Source organism: Aeromicrobium sp. 50.2.37 (assembly GCF_024655735.1).
Classification (GTDB): Bacteria; Actinomycetota; Actinomycetes; order Propionibacteriales; family Nocardioidaceae; genus Aeromicrobium.
In genome coordinates this window covers 50,373-70,515 of sequence record NZ_JANLGG010000014.1, presented here as the reverse complement: position 1 = coordinate 70,515, position 20,143 = coordinate 50,373, and the positions used below count along the sequence as shown (strand labels likewise).

Sequence of the window (20,143 nt, the reverse complement as noted above, 5' to 3'; positions counted from 1 at the left end):
GCGCTTCCTCCCCGTTCGGCATGTCCGGACCCCTCGAGCCCTCCAGGCCGAGCTCCGGGTGCCGGCACCGAGGTGCGGCCCGCCGGGCCGGGACGGGCCTCAGTCGTCGGACGAGGCGACCGAGCTGCCCGCGACGAGGCCCCACTGCTCGAACGCACCGGCCTCGGCCTCGATCACCGAGCGGCACCGGAGCCGCACCGCACTGAACCGCCCGGGCGGCATCGTCTGGACGTGGAGCACCCGACGGTCACGATCGACGAGGGCCACGTCGATGGCGAAGCGCATCCGCATGGTGTGCACGTGCCGGCACGGGTCGAGCCAGAACGCCCCGGTCACCGCGTCGCGACCCAGCAACCCCTTGCTGCGGGCCCGGGTGGACGTGGCGCGCTCGAGCGGGGCCACGTCACGGCCGTCGACGAGCAGACGCACCTGCGGGCTCTCTCCACCACTGGTCATGGCACGACCCTAGGCCACGCGGGCCGGGCGCCGGGTCGGGCGGATCTGGGTCCGGTCCGGGTCTTCGGGCCCATGAACAGGGTCCACCGGGCGGCATACGTTTCTGGTGTCAGCAAGGAACACCGGCCGACACCACGAACTCCCAGCACGACCCACCACCACCTCATCCCTCAGGAGACACCATGTACACCAAGGCACTCGCTCTCTACAGCACCGTCCTCGCCACCGTCCACGCTCCCCGCGAGGAGAAGGGCCAGGGCACCCTGGAGTACGTCGGCATCGTCGTCATCGCCGCCCTGCTCGTCGGCGCCATCGTCGCCGCCATCAACCCCGGCGAGATCACCGGCAAGATCCAGGAGAAGATCTCCGAGATCCTCAACGCCGGCTGAGACCAGCCCATCGGGACGGGGAGAGCACGGCAGCTGCCGGCTCTCCCCTCCTGACGTCCCTCTCCCCACGACCACGACCCTGCGGGGTCGCCCACTTCCTAGGAGCCACCATGCGACCGACGATCGTCCTCGGCACTGCCTTGACGGCCGGTGTCCTGACCATGGTCGCCGCGGTCATCGCGGGTGTGGTCGCCGTCGACCAGGCCTCGGTCACCAGCGGCGTCATCACGCGCAGCTTCCTCGTGATCGCCGCCCTCGCGGTCACCGCATTCATCTGGTGGACCCGCATGCGCCCCGACGACGCCCCCGAGGGACTGTTCCTGGGCCTCGTCATCGGCTGGGTCTTCAACTTCTCCAGCTGGGCGGGAGCATCGTTCGCCGGGCAGCTCGTGACGGACCTGCCGCTCGCGGCGGCACTCGTCGACCTGGTCCTCTGGGCCGGTGTCGCGTTCCTCCTCGTGCTCGCCCTGAGCCGCACCAGCGGCAACGCGGTGCGATGAGACGATGGGCCCCATGAAGCTCCGACTCGCCGCCGTGCTCGCCGTCACCGCTCTCGCCGCCAGCGCCTGCTCCGGCTCCGACTCCGAGGAACCCGCCACCGTGCCCGACGACCAGGTCATCCAGCCCGCTGACGGCACGCCGTCCGGCTTCACCGAGACCGACCTGGGCGCGGTCAGCATCGCCGTGCCCTCGGACTGGGACAAGCAGCCCGAGGCCCAGCCCGCCGAGAACATCACGTCCACCGTCTGGCGCGGCCAGCTCCAGGACGGCATCGCCACCGGCGGTGTCGACGTCCGCGTCATCACCAACCCGCAGCAGCCGGCCGACAAGGCGTCGCAGGCACTCGCCATCTCGGCCATGGCCACCCTCGGCGGACGCAACATCGAGCCGCAGGAGATCGTCTGGCCGAAGGCCTCGAGCGCCTACTTCCTCGAGTACGAGGCACAGGCTCCCATCCCCACCGCCTCCCCCTCGCCCTCCGCCTCGCCCGCCGTGACGCCCGAGCTGGCCACGCGCACGCTCGTCCTCGACCTGGCGGACGGCACCCAGGTGCAGGTCACCGCGTTGTCGGCGGACTCCGAGGACGTGCCCGCCGAAGTCCTGTCGACCGTCGTGGTGCAGGTCGAGCCCACCCAGGACTGACCGATGTCCGACGCCGCGCTCGTGCCCCTCGTCGCCGGTGGCATCCCGGCCGTGCTGGGTGTCGTGTTCCTCACGATCGGGCTCGTCCGTCAGCGCATGACGCGGGGTTGGATCCGGACCACCGGAGTCGTGGTGGACCGTCGCTCCGGCCGGGCCGACCGGGGCATGACCAGCATCTACCCCACCTTCCAGTGGCAGGACGAGCACGGCCAGGTGCACCAGCACACGTCGTCGGTCAAGCAGTCGCTCGGGCCCTCGCCCGGGACCGCCGTACCCGTCCGCTACGACCCCCAACGACCTTCACGCGGCACCATCGACACGTTCGTCCAGGGTGGCCGGATCTTCGTCTACATCGGAGCCGGACTGCTGGTCGTCGCCCTCGTCGCTCTGGTCCTGGTCTCCAGCATCGTCATCTCCCTCTGATCCCCCAAGGACAGGTCTCACGCATGTTGCTCTCGCCCCGACGCCCCGACCGCGGTCAAGGGTCCCTCGAGATGGTCGGCGTCATCATCCTCGCGTCGATCCTGGTGCTGGCCACCACGGGCGTGATCGTGCAGACCAGCCCGCAGCTCAAGTCGGAGGTCTCGTACCGGATCTGCCAGATCCTCAACATCGCCGGCGGGGGCAGCTGCGAGGCGCCCGGGGAGGCCGAGGTGCCCAGCCCGGAGGACCGGCTGCCCGACGACCCGTGCCTGACCGGCTCCACGAGCACGGAGGCCAGCGTGGGCGGCTCGTTCACGTTCTTCACCGGGAACGCGGGCAAGAAGTACATGGTCGAGGAGATGTCCGACGGATCCTTCAAGGTCACCGAGGTCGACTCCGGCGGCCTGGGCGTGACGGCGGGCGTCGGCGCCGAGAACACGGTGACGATCGACGGCGTCGACTACGGCTACGGTGCGTCCGCCGACGCCTCGGCCCTCCTGGCCGGCGAGAAGGGCAACACCTGGTACGCCAAGGACCAGGACGCGCTCGACGACCTGATGAGCACGATGACCAAGGGCAAGGTCGTCGACGCGGTCACCCCCAAGAAGATCCTCGGCCTCGTGCCCAACCCGATCAACAGCGTCGCGAAGAACCTCGTCGGCGGCGACCTGCCCGACCCCGACGAGCAGTACTTCGAGGGCGGCATCGAGGGCGAGGCAGGAGCCTCCGCTTCCGCGATCGTGGCGGGCGCCGGGGCGGACGTCTCGCTGGGCGGCTACCTGGGAGGCAAGAAGACGCCCGACGGCTACACCGCCTACTACCGGACCGAGCTCGAGGGCAGCGCGTTCGGCACGCTCCTCGTCGCCGAGGGACAGCTCAACGGCAAGGTCGACGGGCTCATCGAGATCAACACGGACTCGAGCGGCAAGCCCACGTCGGTCAAGGTCACCTCCGGCATCGCCGGCAAGGCGGACATCCAGTACACGACCGAGGGCGACGCGGACCAGTACACCGAGGTCACCGTGGAGGTGCCGCTCACCGGCGACGTCACGGAGGACGCCCGCATCCTCGCGATGCTCGGCAACCCTCTGACGGCGGACGACTTCGTCCGGGAGGCCCAGGAGCGCGGCACGGTCACGCGCAACGTCTTCGAGGACGACTCGAACACCTATGGCTACAGCGGCGAGGCCGGCCTGGGCCCGAAGATCGGCATCGACATCTCCGGTGACCTGACCACACGCGATCTCCAGGAGGCGCAGTACTGGGACGGCACCCGCATGGCGGACCGCCCGGACTGCTGACGACAGGTCGCCGGCGCGGATCTGGGTCCAGCTAGGGCCCCGACCGGGCCCACGGACCCGGGTGTGGCAGGGCAGGAGTTCCCTATCCTGACGGTGGTCCTCTCCCCCACCACCACCCGACAGGTCACCATCATGTTCCTCAAGCGGCGCTCCGAGCGCGGTCAGGGCTCTCTCGAGCTGGTCGGCGTGATCGTCCTGGCCTCGATCCTGGTGCTGGCCACCACGGGCACCATCGTCCAGACGAGCCCGCAGCTCAAGGCCGAGGTGTCGTACCGGATCTGCCAGATCCTCAACATCGCCGGCGGGGGCGACTGCGAGGCCCCCGATGCCCCCAGGTCCCCCGAGGACCGCCTGCCGGACGAGCCGTGCGTCGTGGGGTCGCAGCAGGGCAGCGTCGAGGTCACGGGTGCGTTCGTGATCTCCGTGACGGCCGGCAAGCAGCTGCTCATCGAGGAGCTCTCCGACGGCACGTTCCGTGTGACCGAGGTCGACCTCGGCAAGGTGGGCATCGGTGTGGGGCCGGGGCTCGACGTGAGCGTGACCCTCGACGGCAAGAAGTACGGAGCCGTGGCCATCGCCACCGCCGACGCGATCCTCGCCGGCCAGACCGGCCGCACCTGGAACGCCGACGACCAGGGCGAGGTCGACGACATCCTCAACGGCCTCATCGCCGAGGAGGTGCTCGACACCGTCGCACCCGACCTTCCCGGTCCGAAGGACATCCCGATCGTCGGCGGTCTGCCCGGCATCCGCAACCTCGACGGTCCCCCGAACCCGACGCGCCTGCTCCTCGAGCAGATCATCGGTGACCTGCCCGAGCCCGACGAGGAGTTCGTCGAGGGTGGCCTCGAGGGCAACGCCGGCGCCTCGATCTCGGGGATCACCGCCGGCGCGGGCGGAGAGATCAACCTCGGCGTCTACCTCGGCGCCAAGAAGACGAAGGACGGGTACACGGCCTACTACAAGGGCAAGGTCGGCGGCAGCGTCTTCGCGACCGCCGGGCTGGACGACGCGTCGGCGGGAGCCTCGGGCGAGGCGCTGTTCGCGGTCAACCTCGACAAGGACGGCAAGCCCGAGAGCGTCACGCTCACCACCGGCTACACCTTGGCCGCCGAGACGGGCGACCTCGGCTCCAACACCGACGACCAGAAGTACGTCGAGACCCAGATGAACGTCCCGCTGACCGGCAACGCGCTGGAGGACGCCGCGATCCTGGCCGAGATGACGAATCCGGCGATGCTGCCGAGCTTCATCGACCGGGCCAAGGAGGACGGCACGATCACCCGGAACACGTACTCCCAGGACCCGAACACCTACGGGCTCACGATCGGAGGGTCCCTCGTCGGCGACTACGGCGGATCGGTGAAGGGCGACTTCACGACCCGCGAGCTGGAGGACTCCCAGTACTGGGACGGCAACGCGCTCGTGGACCGCCCCGACTGCTGAGCCTCCGAACCCTGCACCGTCGACGACGGCGTCCTTCCCGCCGAGGGAGGGGCGCCGTCGTCGCGCCGACTCCTCATGTTCTGGGCCCGCGATGGGACCCGGTGGGGCCCCAGGACCCGGGCGCCCGGGTCGCCGGGCTTCCTACGCTCGGGGAACCCCCGGATCCCACCTGACAGGCCCCCGACATGCTCCTTCGCTCCCGCCGCTCCGAGCGCGGCCAAGGCTCTCTCGAGATCGTCGGTGTCATCGTGCTCGCGTCGATCCTCGTGCTCGCGACCACGGGCACGATCGTCCAGACCAGCCCGCAGCTCAGGGCCGAGGTGTCCTACCGGATCTGCCAGATCCTCAACATCGCCGGCGGAGGGGACTGCGAGCCGCCGCGCGAGACCCCGACGCCCGAGGAACGCATCCCCGACGCCCCGTGCGTGGTGGGCTCGGACAAGGGCAGCGTCAAGGTCACCGGGTCCTTCATCGTGACCGTCGCCGTCGGCAAGGAGCTGCTCGTCGAGGAGCTGTCCGACGGCACGTTCCGCGTCTCCGAGGTCGACCTCGGCAAGGTCGGGATCGGCGTGGGGCCCGGCATCGACGTCAGCGTGACCCTCGACGGCAAGAAGTACGGCGCCGTCGCGTCGGCCACCGCGGAGGCCCTGCTCGCCGGCCGCACGGGCCGCACGTGGTACGCGGACGACGAGGACGGCGTCGACGACATCCTCAACGGGCTCCTGGCCGACCAGATCAAGGACACCGTCGCCCCCGAGATCCCCGGGCCGGCCGACATCCCCGTCGTCAACCAGCTTCCCTGGGTCGGTGACATCGAAGGGCCGCCCAACCCCCTGAACAGCCTGCTCGACCAGTTCGTCGGCGGCGTGCCCGACGCCGACGAGGAGTTCGTCGAGGGTGGCATCGAGGGCAATGCGTCGGCTTCGGCGTCGAACATCATCGTCGGTGCCGGCGTCCGGGTCGAGGCCGGCGCCTACCTCGGCGCGAAGACCACGCCCGACGGCTACGTGGCCTACTACCGCAGCTCGGTCAAGGGTGACGCCTTCGGCACGTTCACCGGGGTCGACGCCTCGGCCACGGCGTCGGGCGACGGCCTCTACGCCCTCAACATGGACGAGGACGGGACACCGCAGAGCGTCACGCTCACCATGGGCGTGTCCTACGGCGCCGACGCCGGCGACATCGCCTCCAACTCCGACGACCAGACCTACAAGGAGTACCAGGCCACCGTGCCGCTGACGGGCGATCCCCTCCAGGACGCCCCGATCCTGGCCGCCCTGACGGGCAACCCGCTGGCGACGAGCAACTTCATCAACGCCGCCCGCGACTTCGGGACGATGACGGAGAACACCTACTCCCAGGACCCGAACACGTACGGCATCAACATCAGCGGCGAGCTGCTGGGCGAGATCGGCGGCTCCGCGGAGGTGGACTTCACCAACCGCGAGCTCACGGACTCGAAGTACTGGGACGGCTCGCAGTTCGTCGACCGCCCGGACTGCTGATCCGGACCGGACCGGTCACCCGCCGACGGGCCGTCCTCCCCGAGACCCGGGGAGGACGGCCCCCGGTCAGCCCCAGGCCGTCTCGAGCTCGGCCAGCGAGGTCTCGAGGTGGGTGAGCAGACGCTGCAGGTGCGGCACGCTGCGCCGGCACCCGATGATGCCGAAGTCCAGGTAGCGGTCCCGGCTGCACAACGTGACGTTGACGGCCTGTCCGTCCAGCACGATCGAGACCGGGTACATGCCGTCGAGCTTGGCGCCGTTGTAGTACATGGGGCTCGTCGGCCCGGGCACGTTGGAGATCACGACGTTGAAGGGCGGGTGGGTGTACCGGACGAAGCCGGGCACGGGGGTGAGGGCCAGCGGCGCCATCTGCAGGGCGGAGAACGCGAGGATCTGCGTCGGGGACAGACCCCCGAGGATCTTCTTCGCGCGCTTGGACGAGTAGGCGATCTCCTCGAGGCGGGTCGGACCGTTCTCGACGTCGGTGGCCAGGTTCACCACGATCACGCCGACCGAGTTGCCGGTCGCCTCCTCGCTCGACCCGGCGGACTCGGCCCGCAGCGCCAGCGACACGGGGACCATCGCCGTCATCGGGTCGTCGGGCAGGGCGTTCTGCTCGAGCAGGTACTCCCTGAGCGCTCCGGAGACCATGGCCAGCACGACGTCGTTGAGCGTGGTGGCGGAGGACTTGGCGACCCGCTTGATCCGTTCGATCTCCCACGACTGCGCCGCGAACCGGCGCGCGCCGCCCACCGGGCCGTTGAGGATGGTCTTGGGCGCCCGCGGCAGGGTGACGTCGCCCTCGCGGACGATCTGGTTGACGATGCGCATCGATGCAGGCAGGAGCCCTGCCACGTCCTCGGCCACTGCCAGACCGCCCCGGAGCATGCCGAGCGGGGCAGGAAGCCGCCCGGACACCTCCGTGGACGGCCGCTGCCGCGACGGGAGGGCCCACGGCGGCACGCAGTCACGCCGCTCCGGGTCCTCGCTCAGGGAGCGCTGCATGAGCCGCAGCGCCGAGACGCCGTCGACCATCGAGTGGTGGACCTTGCTGTACACGGCGAACCGGCCGTCCTGGAGCCCTTCCACCACGTGCGTCTCCCAGAGCGGGCGGTGCCGGTCCAGGAGCGACCCGTGCCAGCGCGACGTGAGCTGGAGCAGCTCGCGGATCCGTCCCGGCGGCGGGACCGCCGAGTGACGGACGTGGTACTCGAGGTCGATGACCTCGTCCTGCGCCCACCACGTCTGGCCCACGAGACCGACGGGCTCGGCAGGCCTCTTGCGGAACGTCGGCGAGATGTGGTCGACCGAGCGAAACCCCTCGACGAGCTCGCGCACGAACTCCGGACCGGCGCCCTCCGGGGGCTGGAAGAGCTGCAGCCCACCGACGTGCATGGGGTGCTCACGGGACTCCGCCAGCAGGAACATCGAGTCCGTGGGGGGCATGAAGGGCATGCGATCAATCTCCTGCGGCAGAGGAAGGGGTGCCGCTAAGGTAACGACCTCGTGTGGCGCAGGTCACCGGGTGTGACATATTCGTGAACACTGCACGACGACGGGAGAGTCACATGGGGAGCACCACGGATCGCCGATCCGCTCGAGCCGGGGTCGTGGGCCACCTGTCGCTGGCGGCCGAGGCCCGCTTCGTCGAGGGCGCGAGCCTCCAGTCCCTGGTCCTCGGTCTCGGTCTGCGGCACACGGTCCGCCCGCTCCTCGACCTGTGGACGCGGCTGCCGTTCGACCTCTTCCCGCCCAACCTGCTGGAGCACGCCGCGCGCCTGCTGCCGGTGCAGGAGGGTACGAGCTGGCGCACGGTCGACCTCGCGCGCTGCGGCAGCGAGCTGGTGCTCGCCCAGGACGTGCGCGACATCCACGGCGGCAACCCCAAGGTGATCCTGTACTTCCACGGTGGCGCGTTCCTGACCTGCGGGCTGAACACGCACCGCCGACTCGTCTCGCGCATCTCCGACGCGTCCGGCCAGCCGGTGCTCAACGTCGGCTACCGCCAGATGCCCTACGAGCCGATCGCCGAGTCGGTCGCCGACGGCGTCGACGCGTTCCGCTGGCTGCTCGACCAGGGCTACCGTGCCGAGGACGTCACCATCACCGGCGACTCCGCCGGCGGCTACCTGGCCTTCAGCGTGGCTCGCGCCGTGCTCGACGCCGGGCTGGGCCGTCCGGCAGGCGTGGTGGCCATCTCGCCCCTGCTCGACGTCGACGCCACCCGCAAGCGCCAGCACCGCAACGCGGACCGCTGCCAGACCTTCCCGCTGCGCGCCCTCGAGAAGTTCACCGAGGTCTCGCTGCGCATGGACACGCGCCGCGGCATCAACGGCCAGCGGGTCTGCCCGGTCGACATGCCCCTCGAGGACATGCCGCCGGCCCTCATCCAGATCGGGTCCCGCGAGATCCTGCTCGCCGACGCCGAGCACATGGCCGCCCGTCTGGTGCAGGCCGGCGTGCCGGTCGACCTGCAGGTCTGGGACCGCCAGGTGCACGTCTTCCAGGCCGCCGCGTCGTGGGTGCCCGAGGCCCGCGCGGCGATCGAGGAGATCGGCGACTTCGTGACCGGCCTCGCCGCGCAGCAGGCCCAGGAGCAGGACGCCGTCGCCGCACCTCGCCGACGCAGCGGCCGACGCACCGGGGTCGCCGCCGTCTGAACGGCATCCGCCCCGCACGCGAGGCGGCCCCGACCTGGAGCGGGTACGGTCGAAGGTGACCGCCGCCACGCATCGGGAGGACCACCGTGAGCACTTCCTCGTCCACGCCGCACGCACCCGGAGCAGGTGACGCGCAGGTCGTCGCGGGCTTCGGCGTCCAGGACGAGAGCGGCCTGGAGGTCCACGCCCCCAAGGACGCCGCCGCCGGCGTCACGGCCGTCCGGGTCTCGATGGAGCGCGCCCTGTCCCACATGGGGCCGAAGCGCACCGGCCAGACGCTGCTCAAGCTCAACCAGGCCGACGGCTTCGACTGCATGTCGTGCGCCTGGCCCGACCCCGACCCCGACGAGCGCCACGCCGCGGAGTTCTGCGAGAACGGCGCCAAGGCCGTCGCCGAGGAGGCCACCCGGGCCCGGGCCACGCCGGAGTTCTTCGCCCGGCACTCCATCGCCGACCTCGACGCCCACGACGAGTACTGGCTCGGCCAGCAGGGCCGGATCACCCACCCGATGGTCAAGCGGCCCGGCGGCACGCACTACGAGCAGATCGGCTGGGACGACGCGTTCGCGCTCGTCGCGCAGCACCTGCAGGGACTCGACTCCCCCGACGAGGCCATCTTCTACACGTCCGGCCGCGCGTCGAACGAGTCCGCCTTCGTGTACCAGCTGTTCATCCGTGCCTTCGGCACCAACAACCTGCCCGACTGCTCGAACATGTGCCACGAGTCGACCAGCGTGGCGCTCGCCGAGTCCATCGGCATCGGCAAGGGCAGCGTCAGCCTGCGCGACATCTACGACGCCGAGCTGATCGTCATCGCCGGCCAGAACCCGGGCACGAACCACCCGCGCATGCTGTCGGCGCTGGAGATCGCCAAGCGGCGTGGGGCCAAGATCATCTCGATCAACCCGCTCCGCGAGGCGGGCCTGGTCAACTTCCGGAACCCGCAGAAGCCGCGCGGCGTCGTGGGTCGTGGCACGCCGATCGCCGACCTGCACCTGCCGATCCGCATCAACGGCGACCTCGCCCTCTTCCAGGCCATCGGCCACCTGCTCGAGCAGTGGGGGGCGGTCGACAGCGCCTTCGTCGAGCAGTACACCGCCGGCTACGACGCCTGGGCCGAGCACGTCCGCGACCTGGACTGGGACGTCGTCGCCGCCGCGACCGGTCTGTCGCGGGAGCAGATCGAGGAGGCGGCGCGCATGATCGCCGACTCCGACGCCACCATCTACTGCTGGGCCATGGGCCTCACGCAGCACCGCAACGCCGTGGCCACCATCAAGGAGGTCGTCAACCTCGCGCTCGTGCGCGGCGACATCGGCAAGCGAGGTGCGGGCGTCTGCCCCGTGCGCGGTCACTCCAACGTGCAGGGCGACCGCACGATGGGCATCTGGGAGAAGGCACCCGACCACTTCCTCGACGCGCTCCAGGCCGAGTTCGGCTTCGACCCGCCCCGCGAGCACGGCTACGACACCGTCGACGCCGTCCGCGCACTCCGGGACGGCAAGGCCAAGGTGTTCATGGGCCTGGGGGGCAACTTCGTCCACGCGGTCTCCGACACCGACGTCGCCGCCGAGGCGCTGCGCAAGGCCGAGCTGACCGTGCACGTGTCGACGAAGATCAACCGGTCCCACCTCACCCACGGCGAGACCGCGCTCATCCTGCCGACACTCGGTCGGACGGAGATGGACGTGCGCGCGTCGGGGCCGCAGTTCGTGACCGTCGAGGACTCCATGTCGTCGGTGCACGCCTCGCGCGGCCCGCTCGAGCCGGCGAGCCCCGAGCTGCGCTCGGAGACCGCGATCGTCTGCGGCATCGCCCGCGCCACGCTGCGCCAGGACGACGGGAGCGACGTGCACGGCATCGACTGGGACGCGATGGCCGAGGACTACGGCATCATCCGCGGGCACATCGCCCGTGTCGTCCCGGGCTGCGAGGACTACGAGCGCAAGGTGGACCGGCCGGGCGGCTTCGTGCTCCCCCACCCGCCCCGCGACTCGCGCACGTTCCGCACCGCGAGCGGCAAGGGCGAGATCGCGGTGTCGCCGATCGAGGTGCTCCACGTGCCCGACGGCCACCTGCTGCTGCAGACCCTGCGCAGCCACGACCAGTTCAACACCACGATCTACGGGCTCAGCGACCGCTACCGCGGCATCGAGGACGCGCGCCGCGTGGTCATGGTGCACCCCGACGACGTGGCCGCGCTCGGGTGGCAGGAGGGCGACGTCGTCGACCTCGTGACCCACTGGGAGGACGACGACGTCGACCGCGTGGCGCCCGGGTTCCGCATCGTCTCCTACGACACCCCCCGCGGCACGGCTGCGGCCTACTACCCGGAGACCAACCCGTTGGTGCCGCTCGACTCGGTGGCCGAGCACAGCAACACCCCGACCTCGAAGTCCGTGGTCATCCGGCTCGTTCCGCCGTCGGCGGCACGTGACGGTGAGGGCGCGGACGGCACGCAGGACGCGGCCGAGAGCGAGACCGAGCACCGGTCACGCCCGAACCCGGAGCCCCTGCACCTCTCGTGACGGGCGCACCGAGGTCCGCCGTCGGCGCAGTCGTGCTGGCCGGTGGCACCAGTCGGCGGTGGGACGGGACGGACAAGACGCGCGCCGTCGTCGACGGACTGTCCTTGCTGGACCACGCGCTCGCCGCCCTGCCGACGGAGGCGACCGTGGTCGTCGTCGGCCCGGAGCGGCCCACGCCGCGGCCCGTGCGGTGGACCCGCGAGGAGCCGGCCGGCGCCGGTCCTGCCGCAGGCCTGCAGGCCGGGCTGCAGGCGTTGCCCGACGACGTCCCCGTCGTGGTGCTGGCCGCCGACCTGCCCCGCGCGGCCGCGCTCGTCGACACCCTGCTCTCGGCCCCGCTCGACGGGGGCGCACGCGTCCTCACCGACGAGGGCGGCCGGGCGCACTGGACGTCGGCCCTGCTCTCCCCCGACGCCGCGCGCACCGTGCGGGCCCTTCCCGACCTCGCGGACGCGTCGCTGCACAGCGTGTTCGCACACCTCGAGGTGACCGTCGCGCCCGCACCGGCGGGAGCGACCCACGACCTCGACACCCCCGACGACCTCAGGACCCTCCAGGAGGACCGACCGTGAGCGACCGCGACGAGACGATGCAGACCTGGTGGCACGCCCTGTGCGCCGAGCTGGGCGTCGACGACCCCGGGACCGACGTGACGCAGGTGCTGGACCTGGCGGCTGTCGCCGCGCACGCGGTCGTGCGCCCCGCCGCGCCCCTGACCACCTTCCTCGTCGGGTACGCCGCCGGCCTGGCCGGTGGCGGCACCGATGCGGTGCAGCGGGCGAAGGATCGGGCAGCGGCACTCGCGAAGGACTCGGCGACGACCGAGGACCCGGCATGACCAAGCCCGTGCAGCGCCGCCGGATCCTGCGGGTGGAGGTGGGCGTCGGCGCCACGCCCCGCCACGACTCCCTGGCCGCCGAGGAGCCGCTCGAGATCCGAGTGGGTGGCACGTCGTTCGCCGTCACCATGCGCACGCCCGGCCACGACTTCGACCTGGTGGCCGGCTTCCTCGTGTCCGAGGGCGTCGTCACCGCCCCCGCCGACCTCCGCTCGATGATCTACTGCGCCCCCGATCTCGAGGAGAACACCTACAACGTCATCGACGTGGGCGTCAGCGGTGCCGGCGGGGTCGTGGCGGCCGGCCGCGAGCGGAACGTCTACACGTCCAGCTCGTGCGGCGTGTGCGGGCTCGCCTCGATCGACGCCGTGGCCACGACCTCGGCCTTCGACGTCGCCGACGACGCCGTGCGCGTCGACGCGAAGGTCCTCGGTGCTCTCCCGGACCGGCTGCGCGACCAGCAGGCGGTGTTCGAGCGCACGGGTGGGCTGCACGCGGCCGGACTCTTCTCGTCCGCCGGCGAGGCCCTCGCGGTGCGCGAGGACGTGGGGCGCCACAACGCCGTCGACAAGGTGGTCGGCCAGGCACTGCGCGAGGACAGGCTCCCCCTGACCGGCTCCGTGCTCCAGGTGTCGGGCCGAGCGTCCTTCGAGCTCGTGCAGAAGGCCGCGATGGCCGGCGTCCCGGTGCTGGCCGCGGTGAGTGCACCCTCCTCGCTGGCCGTCGACCTCGCGGACCGGCTCGGCGTGACCCTCGTGGGCTTCTCGCGCGGCACGACGTTCAACGTGTACACCCACCCCGAGCGCGTCGTCGTCGACTGACGCACTCGGTGCGGGCGCACCCGGTCAGAACAGCGCCGCTGCCTTGACCACCGTCTCGTACACGCCGTAGGCCAGCGGCAGGCCGACCACCAGCCAGGCCACGACGGCCAGCGGCGTGACGCCCTCGGCCGTCGTGTCGTCACCGGTCGGGGCCGTCGTCGCGGCCGTGCCGGTCGGCTCCGCGCGGCCGTCCCCGTCCTTGGCCTCGTGGAACCGCGATGCGACCGGGCGCACGAGCAGGTTGGCCACGAAGCCCACCACCAGGACGCCGACCATCGTGAGCAGCGCCGGGCGGTAGTCGGCCGCAGTCAGTGCGCCGGGCTCGCCCCGGGCGTCGAGGAAGCCGTTGATGATGAGCGGGCCTGCCACGCCGGCCGCCGACCACGCGGTGAGCAGGCGCCCGTGGATGGCACCCACCTGGAACGTGCCGAAGAGGTCGCGCAGGTAGGCCGGGATCGTGGCGAACCCACCGCCGTAGAAGCTGAGGATGCCGCCGGCCAGGACGACGAAGAGGACTGTCGAGGTCGACCCGCCGAGTGCCAGGGTCGCGTAGAGCACGATGCCCAGACCGAGGTAGAGCACGTAGATGTTCTTGCGCCCCACGACGTCGGACGTGGACGACCAGACGAACCGGCCGGCCATGTTGCACAGCGAGAGGAAGCCCACGAAGCCCGCGGCCGCAGCGGCAGCCACGCTCGACTCCTCACCCTCGCGGAAGAAGTCCTGGATCATCGGCGCCGCCTGCTCGAGGATGCCGATGCCGGCGGTGACGTTGCAGAACAGGACGACCCACAGCAGCCAGAACTGCGGCGTGCGGATCGCGTTGTTCGCCGACACGCTCTCGGTGGTCACCAGGGCCTTCTTCTTCACGGTCGACGGGTCGAAGCCGCGCGGGGCCCATCCGTCGGCCGGCACCTTCACCAGCCAGGCGCCGAAGAGCATGACCACGAGGTACACGAGCCCCAACGTCACGAAGAGCTTGGCGACCGCGCCTCCCGAGGCGATGCCGGAGGCGGTGTCGTAGGACGCGTCGTACCAGCCCAGCAGCGTGCTGGAGACAGGGCTCGCGATCATCGCGCCGCCGCCGAAGCCCATGATCGCCATGCCGGTGGCGAGGCCCGGACGGTCAGGGAACCACTTGATGAGGGTCGAGACCGGAGAGATGTAGCCGATGCCCAGGCCGATGCCGCCGATGACGCCGTAGCCGAGGTAGAGCAGCCACAGCTGGCTGGTCGCGATGCCGAGCGCCCCCACGAGGAACCCCGCCGACCAGCACGTCGCGGCCGCGACCATCGCGCGACGGGGACCACCGGTGTCGACCCAGGTGCCGAACACGGCCGCCGAGACACCGAGCATGACGATCGCGATCGAGAAGACGATGCCGATCGCGGTGAGGCTGGTGTCGAAGTGCTGCACGAGCGAGGCCTTGTAGACGCTCGTCGCGTACACCTGGCCGATGCACAGGTGCACGGCCAGGGCGGCCGGCGGGATCAGCCACCGGTTGAATCCCGGTCCGGCGATGGTGCGCTCGCGGTCGAGGAAGTGCGTGGACATGGTCCCCCTTGGTCGATCTCACGAGCGCGGCGGCGACCCGTGTGACGTGCGTCTCGCACGATACGAGACATGACGACGTCCCGCGCGCCCACCGGCCACGGGGCCCGAGCGTTCCACGACTCGCACTAGGGTGGGCGGGTGAGCTCCAGCCCCGGTCGCATCTTCCTGTCCCGCATCGTCGGGCAGGAGGTCTTCGACCCCGCGGGCGACCAGGTCGGCAAGCTCCGCGACGTCGTGGTCGCCGTGCGCTCCGCCCGCCAGCGGCCCCGTGTGGTGGGTCTGGTGGTGGAGGTCCTGGGCCGTCGTCGGGTCTTCCTGCCGATCGGGAGGGTCACGTCGCTCGACTCGGGGCAGATCATCACGACCGGTGTGCTCAACGTCCGCCGCTTCGAGAAGCGCAGCAGCGAGACCCTGGCCATCCACGAGCTCCTCGACCGCACGGTGTCGCTGCCGGACCAGCGGGGCGGCACGGTCTACGACCTGGCCATGGAGCAGGACACCCGGCGCGACTGGTTCATCGGCACCGTCGCCGTGCAGGAGACGGGCAAGCGGTTCGGTCGGCGCGGCGCCACCCACGTGGTCGACTGGGACGAGGTCACCGGCCTCGTCGGCGAGGAGACCGCCCAGGGCGCGACGCACCTGCTCGCGACGATGGACGAGATGCGACCCGCAGACCTCGCGAACGCGCTGCTCGACCTCCCGGCCAAGCGCCGCACCGAGATCGTGGGCGAGCTCGTGGACGAGCGGCTCGCCGACGTCCTCGAGGAGCTTCCCGACACCGTCCAGGTGGAGATCCTGGGGGTGCTCGACCCCGAGCGCGCGGCCGACGTGCTCGAGGAGATGGACCCCGACGACGCCGCCGACCTGCTGGGCGAGCTGCCGGCGGCCACGTCGGAGCAGCTGCTGGCCCTCATGGAGCCCGAGGACGCCGAGGACGTCCGCCGCCTGCTGGTCTACGAGGACCGCACGGCCGGCGGCATGATGACCACCGAACCGGTCATCCTTCCGCCCGACGCCACGATCGCCGAGGCGCTCGCCCGGGTCCGCGAGCCCGAGATCGGCCCGGCCCTGGCCTCGATGGTCTACGTGTGCCGGCCCCCCGTCGAGACGCCCACCGGCCGCTTCCTCGGGATCGTGCACGTGCAGGCGCTCCTGCGCGAACCGCCGTCGACCCTCGTCGGCGGGCTCGCCGACAACGACATCGACTGGCCCCGACCCGACGCGACGCTCGAGCAGGTCGCCAGCCTGCTGGCCTCCTACGACATGCTCGCGCTGCCCGTCGTCGACGAGAACAACCACCTCATCGGTGCCGTCACCATCGACGACGTCCTCGACCACCTGCTCCCCGAGGGCTGGCGCGAGCGTGATCCGAGCCCACGTCCGGCGGAGGTGACCAGCCGTGGCTGAGCGATCCGACGGTCGACGCCGACGCCCCGAGATCGGGCGGTCCCGCGGCGACCGCGACCAGGCCCGCCAGGAGCGGGCGCGGCTCGACCAGCCTCGCGACCGACGTCGCTCCCTGCGCCCCAGATCGGGCGACACCGACCGGTTCGGTCGCTTCGCGGAGACCTTCGCCCGGTTCATGGGCACGGCGAAGTTCCTCATCTGGATGACGCTGCTCATCATCATCTGGGTGGTGTGGAACGTCCCGTGGGGCCCGGAGCGCCCGCGCTGGGACGAGTACCCGTTCATCTTCCTGACCCTCATGCTGTCGCTGCAGGCGTCCTACGCCGCACCACTGATCCTCCTGGCGCAGAACCGCCAGGAGGCCCGCGACCGCGTGCAGCAGGAGCAGGACCGGCACGCCACCGCGCAGTCGCACGCCGACATGGAGTTCCTGGCCCGCGAGGTCGCCAGCCTGCGTCTCGGCCTCGGCGAGGTCGCCACCCGCGACTTCCTGCGCTCGGAGCTGCGCGACCTCCTGGAGTCGCTGCAGACCCCGCCCGACGACGAGGACGGCGAGCCCACCGAGCAGTGAGGCTCGCCTGCGGGACCGGGACGCAGGTCCCGCCCGTACGATGGGCCCATGGCATCCGTCACCGACGAGTCCGTCACCGAGGAGCGGGTCCGCGAGGCCCTCGGCAGCGTGATCGACCCCGAGATCAAGCGTCCCGTCACCGAGCTCGGCATGGTCGACACGATCACGATCGACGACACGTCGATCACCGTGCGCATCCTGCTGACCGTCTCGGGCTGTCCCCTCAAGGAGACGCTCACCCGTGACACCACGGAGGCCGTCCAGAAGGTGGCCCCCCAGCACACCGTGCACGTGGACCTCGGCGTCATGACCGACGAGCAGCGCAAGAGCATGCGCGAGATGCTGCGCGGCGGCCAGGCCGAGCGCGAGATCCCCTTCGCCCAGGCCGGTTCGCTCACCAAGGTCTACGCGATCGCGTCGGGCAAGGGCGGCGTCGGCAAGTCCTCCGTCACCGTCAACCTGGCCGTGGCCATGGCCCAGCGCGGGCTGAAGGTCGGCATCGTCGACGCCGACATCTACGGCCACTCGATCCCCGACATGATGGGCGTCGGCGACCGGCGCCCCACCCAGGTCGACGACATGATCCTCCCGGTGCCGGTCGCGGTCCCCGGCTCCCCGGACGCCCCCGACGTCAAGGTGATGAGCATCGGCATGCTCAAGCCCAAGCGTGACCAGGTGGTCGCGTGGCGCGGGCCCATGCTCGACCGCGCCCTCGTGCAGATGCTGAGCGACGTGTTCTGGGGCGACCTCGACGCCCTGCTCCTCGACCTGCCCCCGGGCACCGGCGACATGGCCATCAGCCTCGGCCAGCACCTCTCCAACGCCGAGGTCGTCGTGGTCACCACGCCGCAGCAGGCGGCTGCCCAGGTCGCCGAGCGGGCCGGGACGATGGCCTCGATGATGCACCAGCGCGTGGTCGGCGTCATCGAGAACATGTCGTACCTGCTCACGCCCGCCGGCGAGCGGCTCGAGGTCTTCGGCAGCGGCGGCGCCGAGACCGTCGCACGCACCCTCGGCCAGCGGCTCGGCCACGACGTGCCCGTGCTCGGCAAGGTGCCGCTCGAGGAGCAGCTGCGCGTCGGTGGCGACGACGGCCTGCCGATCGTCGCCACCCACCCCGACAGCGAGTCCGCGAAGATCCTGCTGCAGGTGGCCGACTCCCTCACCGGCCGTTCCCGCGGCCTGGCCGGGATGCAGCTCGGTCTCGCGCCCGTCGGCCGACTCTGAGGAACCGGCCGTGTTCGGGATGGGCTGGCCGGAGATCGGCCTGATCCTCGTGGTCGGCCTGCTGCTGTTCGGACCGGACAAGCTCCCGGGCATGGCCAAGCAGGCGGCTCAGATGGTGCGCACCGTGCGGCGGATGGCCGACAACGCCAAGAACGACCTCGGGCGTGAGCTCGGCCAGGACTTCTCCGACGTCGACCTGCGCAGCCTCGATCCGCGCGACGTGGTGCGACGCCACCTGCTCGAGGAGTCCGAGACGCCCACGCGGGACCGGATCCTGCGTCCCGGCGAGCGGCCGCCGCACGACGACGAGGCGACCTGAGGGTTACCCGTCGTCGCGGGAGCCGTCAGGCGGCGATCCAGGTCGTGACGCGGCTGAGGCCGTCGCCCAGGCGTTGACGCAGCCCGGGCTCGCCGGGCGGAGCGGGCAGGTCGCGCAGGGCCGGCGCCAGCCGGTCGTCGCCCACGTCGGTCACGATCGTGTACACCACGCCGTCCGCGTCCCACGTGACGATGCGCTCGCGCGGGGTCTCCCGCACCCACACGGACCGGTCGGCGAGCCGCCGAGGCTCGAATCCGCGCAGGCCGTCGGTGTCGAGCGCGCCGTTCTGCTCGTGCAGGACCAGGCGGTGCGGGCCGTCGGTGTACGTCAGCGAGACAGCCCCCTCCTCCTGCAGACGCCCCTCGACGCGCTCGAGGTCGTCACCCAGCTGGCCGTGGCAGGGCCAGCCGTTGGCGGTCAGGTCCTCCATGACCGCGGCCGTCATGACGTCGTTGCCCATCGTCGGACCCGTGCCGTGGAAGTCGGCCGCGTAGGTCTCGACGGGCGGCACCACCTCGTCGCCGATGCCGCGAGCGCTCCCACCGGCCAGGTAGGCCGCCAGCGCCACGGCGAGGGATGCGCCCACCAGGACGCCCGCCGCGCCGAGGGTGCTCGACCGCATGATCCGGGCCCAGGCGCTGGGCGTCGGAGGGGGCGGGGACGCCGGTACGGAGCTGAGCGAGGCGAGCAGCGATGCCGGGGGGCGCACGTCGGCGGACACCTGCATGCGGCGCTTGAGCTGACGCTGCTGCGCCACCGCCTCGCGGCACTGCTCGCAGGACTGGACGTGACGCGCTGCGACCTCCGTGGCATCGGGCGAGAGCTGCCCGTCCACGAAGGCGGCGACGTCGGCGTCCAGATGGGCCATCAGGCTCCTACGGCTCCGAGGAACCGGGTCCGGCCGGCGGTCGGCGCGCGGTGCGCGAGGGCGTGCCGCAGCTGCGTACGACCCCGGTGGATGCGCGAGCGGACCGTGCCGATCTTGACGCCCAGCACGTCAGCGATCTCCTCGTACGACAGCCCCTCGACGTCGCACAGGACCACCGCGACGCGGAACTCCTCGGTGAGCGACGACAGAGCGGCCTCGATGTCGGGGTCGAAGGCGGCGTCGTGCACGACCGACTCGGGCCGCTGCTCACGACCCTCCAGACGCTCCTCGGCACCGTCGCTGAAGCCGTCCATGCGCAGCTTGCTCGTCCGACGCACCCGGTCGAGGAACAGGTTGGTGGTGATGCGGTGGATCCAGCCGTTGAAGTTGCCCGGCTCGTAGCGGTCCAACGAGCGGAACACGCGGATGAAGACGTCCTGGGTGAGGTCCTCGGCGTCGTGGCGGTTGCCGGTGAGCCGGTACGCCAGGCGGTACACGCGGGCGGAGTGCTCCTCGACGATGGTCTCCCACGCGGTGTCGGCGTCCGTCGAGCCCTCGCCCGTGCGGGCGTTGCGCTCAGCGGTCATGACCTGCGTGCTCACGTCTTCTTCCTTCATGCATCGATCGTCGTGCCGTCTCCTGAGAGAACGCCCAGAGGACGCTGACGGTTCCCTCTCGATCATGGCG

Annotated in this window: 21 protein-coding genes; 16 read left to right on the top strand and 5 right to left on the bottom strand. The window is 71.2% G+C overall.

Annotated features, from left to right (window positions below):
• Positions 1-99 precede the first annotated feature (99 nt).
• Positions 100-456 carry a DUF192 domain-containing protein gene (locus tag NUV38_RS09350; RefSeq protein WP_257728863.1) on the bottom strand — a complete coding sequence of 119 codons (357 nt, stop codon included), beginning with the start codon at positions 454-456 and terminating at the stop codon, positions 100-102.
• A gap of 182 nt (positions 457-638) precedes the next feature.
• Between NUV38_RS09350 and NUV38_RS09345 the strand changes: the two genes are divergently transcribed.
• The 7 genes from NUV38_RS09345 to NUV38_RS09315 all read left to right on the top strand — a co-directional run bounded on the left by NUV38_RS09345 (position 639) and on the right by NUV38_RS09315 (position 6,663).
• The gene (locus NUV38_RS09345) at positions 639-845 is read left to right on the top strand and encodes a hypothetical protein (protein ID WP_056579135.1); all 207 of its coding nucleotides are present in this window, start codon (positions 639-641) and stop codon (positions 843-845) included.
• Between the two features lie 110 nt (positions 846-955).
• The gene (locus NUV38_RS09340) at positions 956-1,345 is read left to right on the top strand and encodes a hypothetical protein (protein ID WP_257728862.1); all 390 of its coding nucleotides are present in this window, start codon (positions 956-958) and stop codon (positions 1,343-1,345) included.
• Positions 1,346-1,358: 13 nt separating this feature from the next.
• Positions 1,359-1,988, top strand: coding sequence for a hypothetical protein (locus NUV38_RS09335; RefSeq protein WP_257728861.1), 630 nt, complete (start codon positions 1,359-1,361; stop codon positions 1,986-1,988).
• A gap of 3 nt (positions 1,989-1,991) precedes the next feature.
• Positions 1,992-2,411 (top strand): DUF3592 domain-containing protein, encoded by a 420-nt coding sequence (locus NUV38_RS09330; RefSeq protein ID WP_257728860.1) that lies wholly within the window; start codon positions 1,992-1,994, stop codon positions 2,409-2,411.
• Positions 2,412-2,434: 23 nt separating this feature from the next.
• A complete protein-coding gene (locus tag NUV38_RS09325; protein WP_257728859.1) occupies positions 2,435-3,712 on the top strand; it encodes a hypothetical protein in 1,278 nt (425 codons plus the stop codon).
• Between the two features lie 93 nt (positions 3,713-3,805).
• Complete coding sequence (locus tag NUV38_RS09320; protein WP_257728858.1) at positions 3,806-5,158, top strand: hypothetical protein; 1,353 nt, start codon at positions 3,806-3,808, stop codon at positions 5,156-5,158.
• A 185-nt stretch (positions 5,159-5,343) separates the two neighbouring features.
• The gene (locus NUV38_RS09315) at positions 5,344-6,663 is read left to right on the top strand and encodes a hypothetical protein (protein ID WP_257728857.1); all 1,320 of its coding nucleotides are present in this window, start codon (positions 5,344-5,346) and stop codon (positions 6,661-6,663) included.
• A 66-nt stretch (positions 6,664-6,729) separates the two neighbouring features.
• Here NUV38_RS09315 and NUV38_RS09310 read toward each other — a convergent pair whose 3' ends face one another.
• Positions 6,730-8,118, bottom strand: coding sequence for a wax ester/triacylglycerol synthase family O-acyltransferase (locus tag NUV38_RS09310; protein WP_257728856.1), 1,389 nt, complete (start codon positions 8,116-8,118; stop codon positions 6,730-6,732).
• Between the two features lie 113 nt (positions 8,119-8,231).
• On the opposite strand from NUV38_RS09310, the gene NUV38_RS09305 reads away from it, so the two are divergent.
• The 5 genes from NUV38_RS09305 (at position 8,232) to fdhD (ending at position 13,510) form a co-directional block, all read left to right on the top strand.
• A complete protein-coding gene (locus NUV38_RS09305) occupies positions 8,232-9,323 on the top strand; it encodes an alpha/beta hydrolase (protein ID WP_257728855.1) in 1,092 nt (363 codons plus the stop codon).
• 86 nt (positions 9,324-9,409) lie between these two features.
• Complete coding sequence (locus NUV38_RS09300; protein WP_308219676.1) at positions 9,410-11,851, top strand: FdhF/YdeP family oxidoreductase; 2,442 nt, start codon at positions 9,410-9,412, stop codon at positions 11,849-11,851.
• The gene (locus tag NUV38_RS09295; protein WP_257728854.1) at positions 11,848-12,423 is read left to right on the top strand and encodes a molybdenum cofactor guanylyltransferase; all 576 of its coding nucleotides are present in this window, start codon (positions 11,848-11,850) and stop codon (positions 12,421-12,423) included. Before NUV38_RS09300 ends, NUV38_RS09295 begins: the two co-directional genes overlap by 4 nt.
• Positions 12,420-12,689 (top strand): DUF6457 domain-containing protein, encoded by a 270-nt coding sequence (locus NUV38_RS09290; protein WP_257728853.1) that lies wholly within the window; start codon positions 12,420-12,422, stop codon positions 12,687-12,689. Before NUV38_RS09295 ends, NUV38_RS09290 begins: the two co-directional genes overlap by 4 nt.
• The gene (gene fdhD, locus NUV38_RS09285; RefSeq protein WP_257728852.1) at positions 12,686-13,510 is read left to right on the top strand and encodes a formate dehydrogenase accessory sulfurtransferase FdhD; all 825 of its coding nucleotides are present in this window, start codon (positions 12,686-12,688) and stop codon (positions 13,508-13,510) included. The genes NUV38_RS09290 and fdhD overlap by 4 nt, the downstream gene beginning before the upstream one ends.
• Positions 13,511-13,534: 24 nt before the next feature.
• Here fdhD and NUV38_RS09280 read toward each other — a convergent pair whose 3' ends face one another.
• On the bottom strand, positions 13,535-15,064 hold the full coding sequence (locus NUV38_RS09280; RefSeq protein ID WP_257728851.1) for an OFA family MFS transporter: 1,530 nt from the start codon (positions 15,062-15,064) through the stop codon (positions 13,535-13,537).
• 138 nt (positions 15,065-15,202) lie between these two features.
• On the opposite strand from NUV38_RS09280, the gene NUV38_RS09275 reads away from it, so the two are divergent.
• Genes NUV38_RS09275 through NUV38_RS09260 form a run of 4 tightly spaced genes read left to right on the top strand, consistent with a single transcriptional unit; the run spans position 15,203 to position 18,588 of the window.
• On the top strand, positions 15,203-16,471 hold the full coding sequence (locus NUV38_RS09275; protein ID WP_257728850.1) for a magnesium transporter MgtE N-terminal domain-containing protein: 1,269 nt from the start codon (positions 15,203-15,205) through the stop codon (positions 16,469-16,471).
• A 31-nt stretch (positions 16,472-16,502) separates the two neighbouring features.
• Positions 16,503-17,042, top strand: a complete 540-nt coding sequence (locus tag NUV38_RS09270; RefSeq protein WP_257728891.1) for a DUF1003 domain-containing protein — start codon at positions 16,503-16,505, stop codon at positions 17,040-17,042.
• Positions 17,043-17,090: 48 nt separating this feature from the next.
• A complete protein-coding gene (locus tag NUV38_RS09265) occupies positions 17,091-18,269 on the top strand; it encodes an Mrp/NBP35 family ATP-binding protein (protein ID WP_257728849.1) in 1,179 nt (392 codons plus the stop codon).
• Between the two features lie 19 nt (positions 18,270-18,288).
• A complete protein-coding gene (locus NUV38_RS09260; protein ID WP_235492879.1) occupies positions 18,289-18,588 on the top strand; it encodes a sec-independent translocase in 300 nt (99 codons plus the stop codon).
• A gap of 25 nt (positions 18,589-18,613) precedes the next feature.
• Here the strand turns inward: NUV38_RS09260 and NUV38_RS09255 are convergent, their stop codons facing one another.
• Together NUV38_RS09255 and sigE are read right to left on the bottom strand one after the other, a co-directional pair.
• Positions 18,614-19,456, bottom strand: a complete 843-nt coding sequence (locus tag NUV38_RS09255) for an anti-sigma factor (protein WP_257728848.1) — start codon at positions 19,454-19,456, stop codon at positions 18,614-18,616.
• Complete coding sequence (gene sigE / locus NUV38_RS09250; RefSeq protein WP_374626685.1) at positions 19,456-20,043, bottom strand: RNA polymerase sigma factor SigE; 588 nt, start codon at positions 20,041-20,043, stop codon at positions 19,456-19,458. The genes NUV38_RS09255 and sigE overlap by 1 nt, the downstream gene beginning before the upstream one ends.
• Positions 20,044-20,143: the final 100 nt, after the last annotated feature.

Bases quoted from the DNA above. Each gene is read 5' to 3' on its own strand.
- NUV38_RS09260 (WP_235492879.1), top strand. From the start codon at position 18,289: ATGGGCTGGCCGGAGATCGGCCTGATCCTCGTGGTCGGCCTGCTGCTG.
- NUV38_RS09255 (WP_257728848.1), bottom strand. From the start codon at position 19,456: ATGGCCCATCTGGACGCCGACGTCGCCGCCTTCGTGGACGGGCAGCTC.
- sigE (WP_374626685.1), bottom strand. From the start codon at position 20,043: ATGACCGCTGAGCGCAACGCCCGCACGGGCGAGGGCTCGACGGACGCC.
- NUV38_RS09310 (WP_257728856.1), bottom strand. From the start codon at position 8,118: ATGCCCTTCATGCCCCCCACGGACTCGATGTTCCTGCTGGCGGAGTCC.
- NUV38_RS09280 (WP_257728851.1), bottom strand. From the start codon at position 15,064: ATGTCCACGCACTTCCTCGACCGCGAGCGCACCATCGCCGGACCGGGA.
- NUV38_RS09335 (WP_257728861.1), top strand. From the start codon at position 1,359: ATGAAGCTCCGACTCGCCGCCGTGCTCGCCGTCACCGCTCTCGCCGCC.
- NUV38_RS09315 (WP_257728857.1), top strand. From the start codon at position 5,344: ATGCTCCTTCGCTCCCGCCGCTCCGAGCGCGGCCAAGGCTCTCTCGAG.
- NUV38_RS09350 (WP_257728863.1), bottom strand. From the start codon at position 456: ATGACCAGTGGTGGAGAGAGCCCGCAGGTGCGTCTGCTCGTCGACGGC.
- NUV38_RS09265 (WP_257728849.1), top strand. From the start codon at position 17,091: ATGGCATCCGTCACCGACGAGTCCGTCACCGAGGAGCGGGTCCGCGAG.
- NUV38_RS09345 (WP_056579135.1), top strand. From the start codon at position 639: ATGTACACCAAGGCACTCGCTCTCTACAGCACCGTCCTCGCCACCGTC.
- NUV38_RS09340 (WP_257728862.1), top strand. From the start codon at position 956: ATGCGACCGACGATCGTCCTCGGCACTGCCTTGACGGCCGGTGTCCTG.
- NUV38_RS09305 (WP_257728855.1), top strand. From the start codon at position 8,232: ATGGGGAGCACCACGGATCGCCGATCCGCTCGAGCCGGGGTCGTGGGC.
- NUV38_RS09330 (WP_257728860.1), top strand. From the start codon at position 1,992: ATGTCCGACGCCGCGCTCGTGCCCCTCGTCGCCGGTGGCATCCCGGCC.
- NUV38_RS09325 (WP_257728859.1), top strand. From the start codon at position 2,435: ATGTTGCTCTCGCCCCGACGCCCCGACCGCGGTCAAGGGTCCCTCGAG.
- fdhD (WP_257728852.1), top strand. From the start codon at position 12,686: ATGACCAAGCCCGTGCAGCGCCGCCGGATCCTGCGGGTGGAGGTGGGC.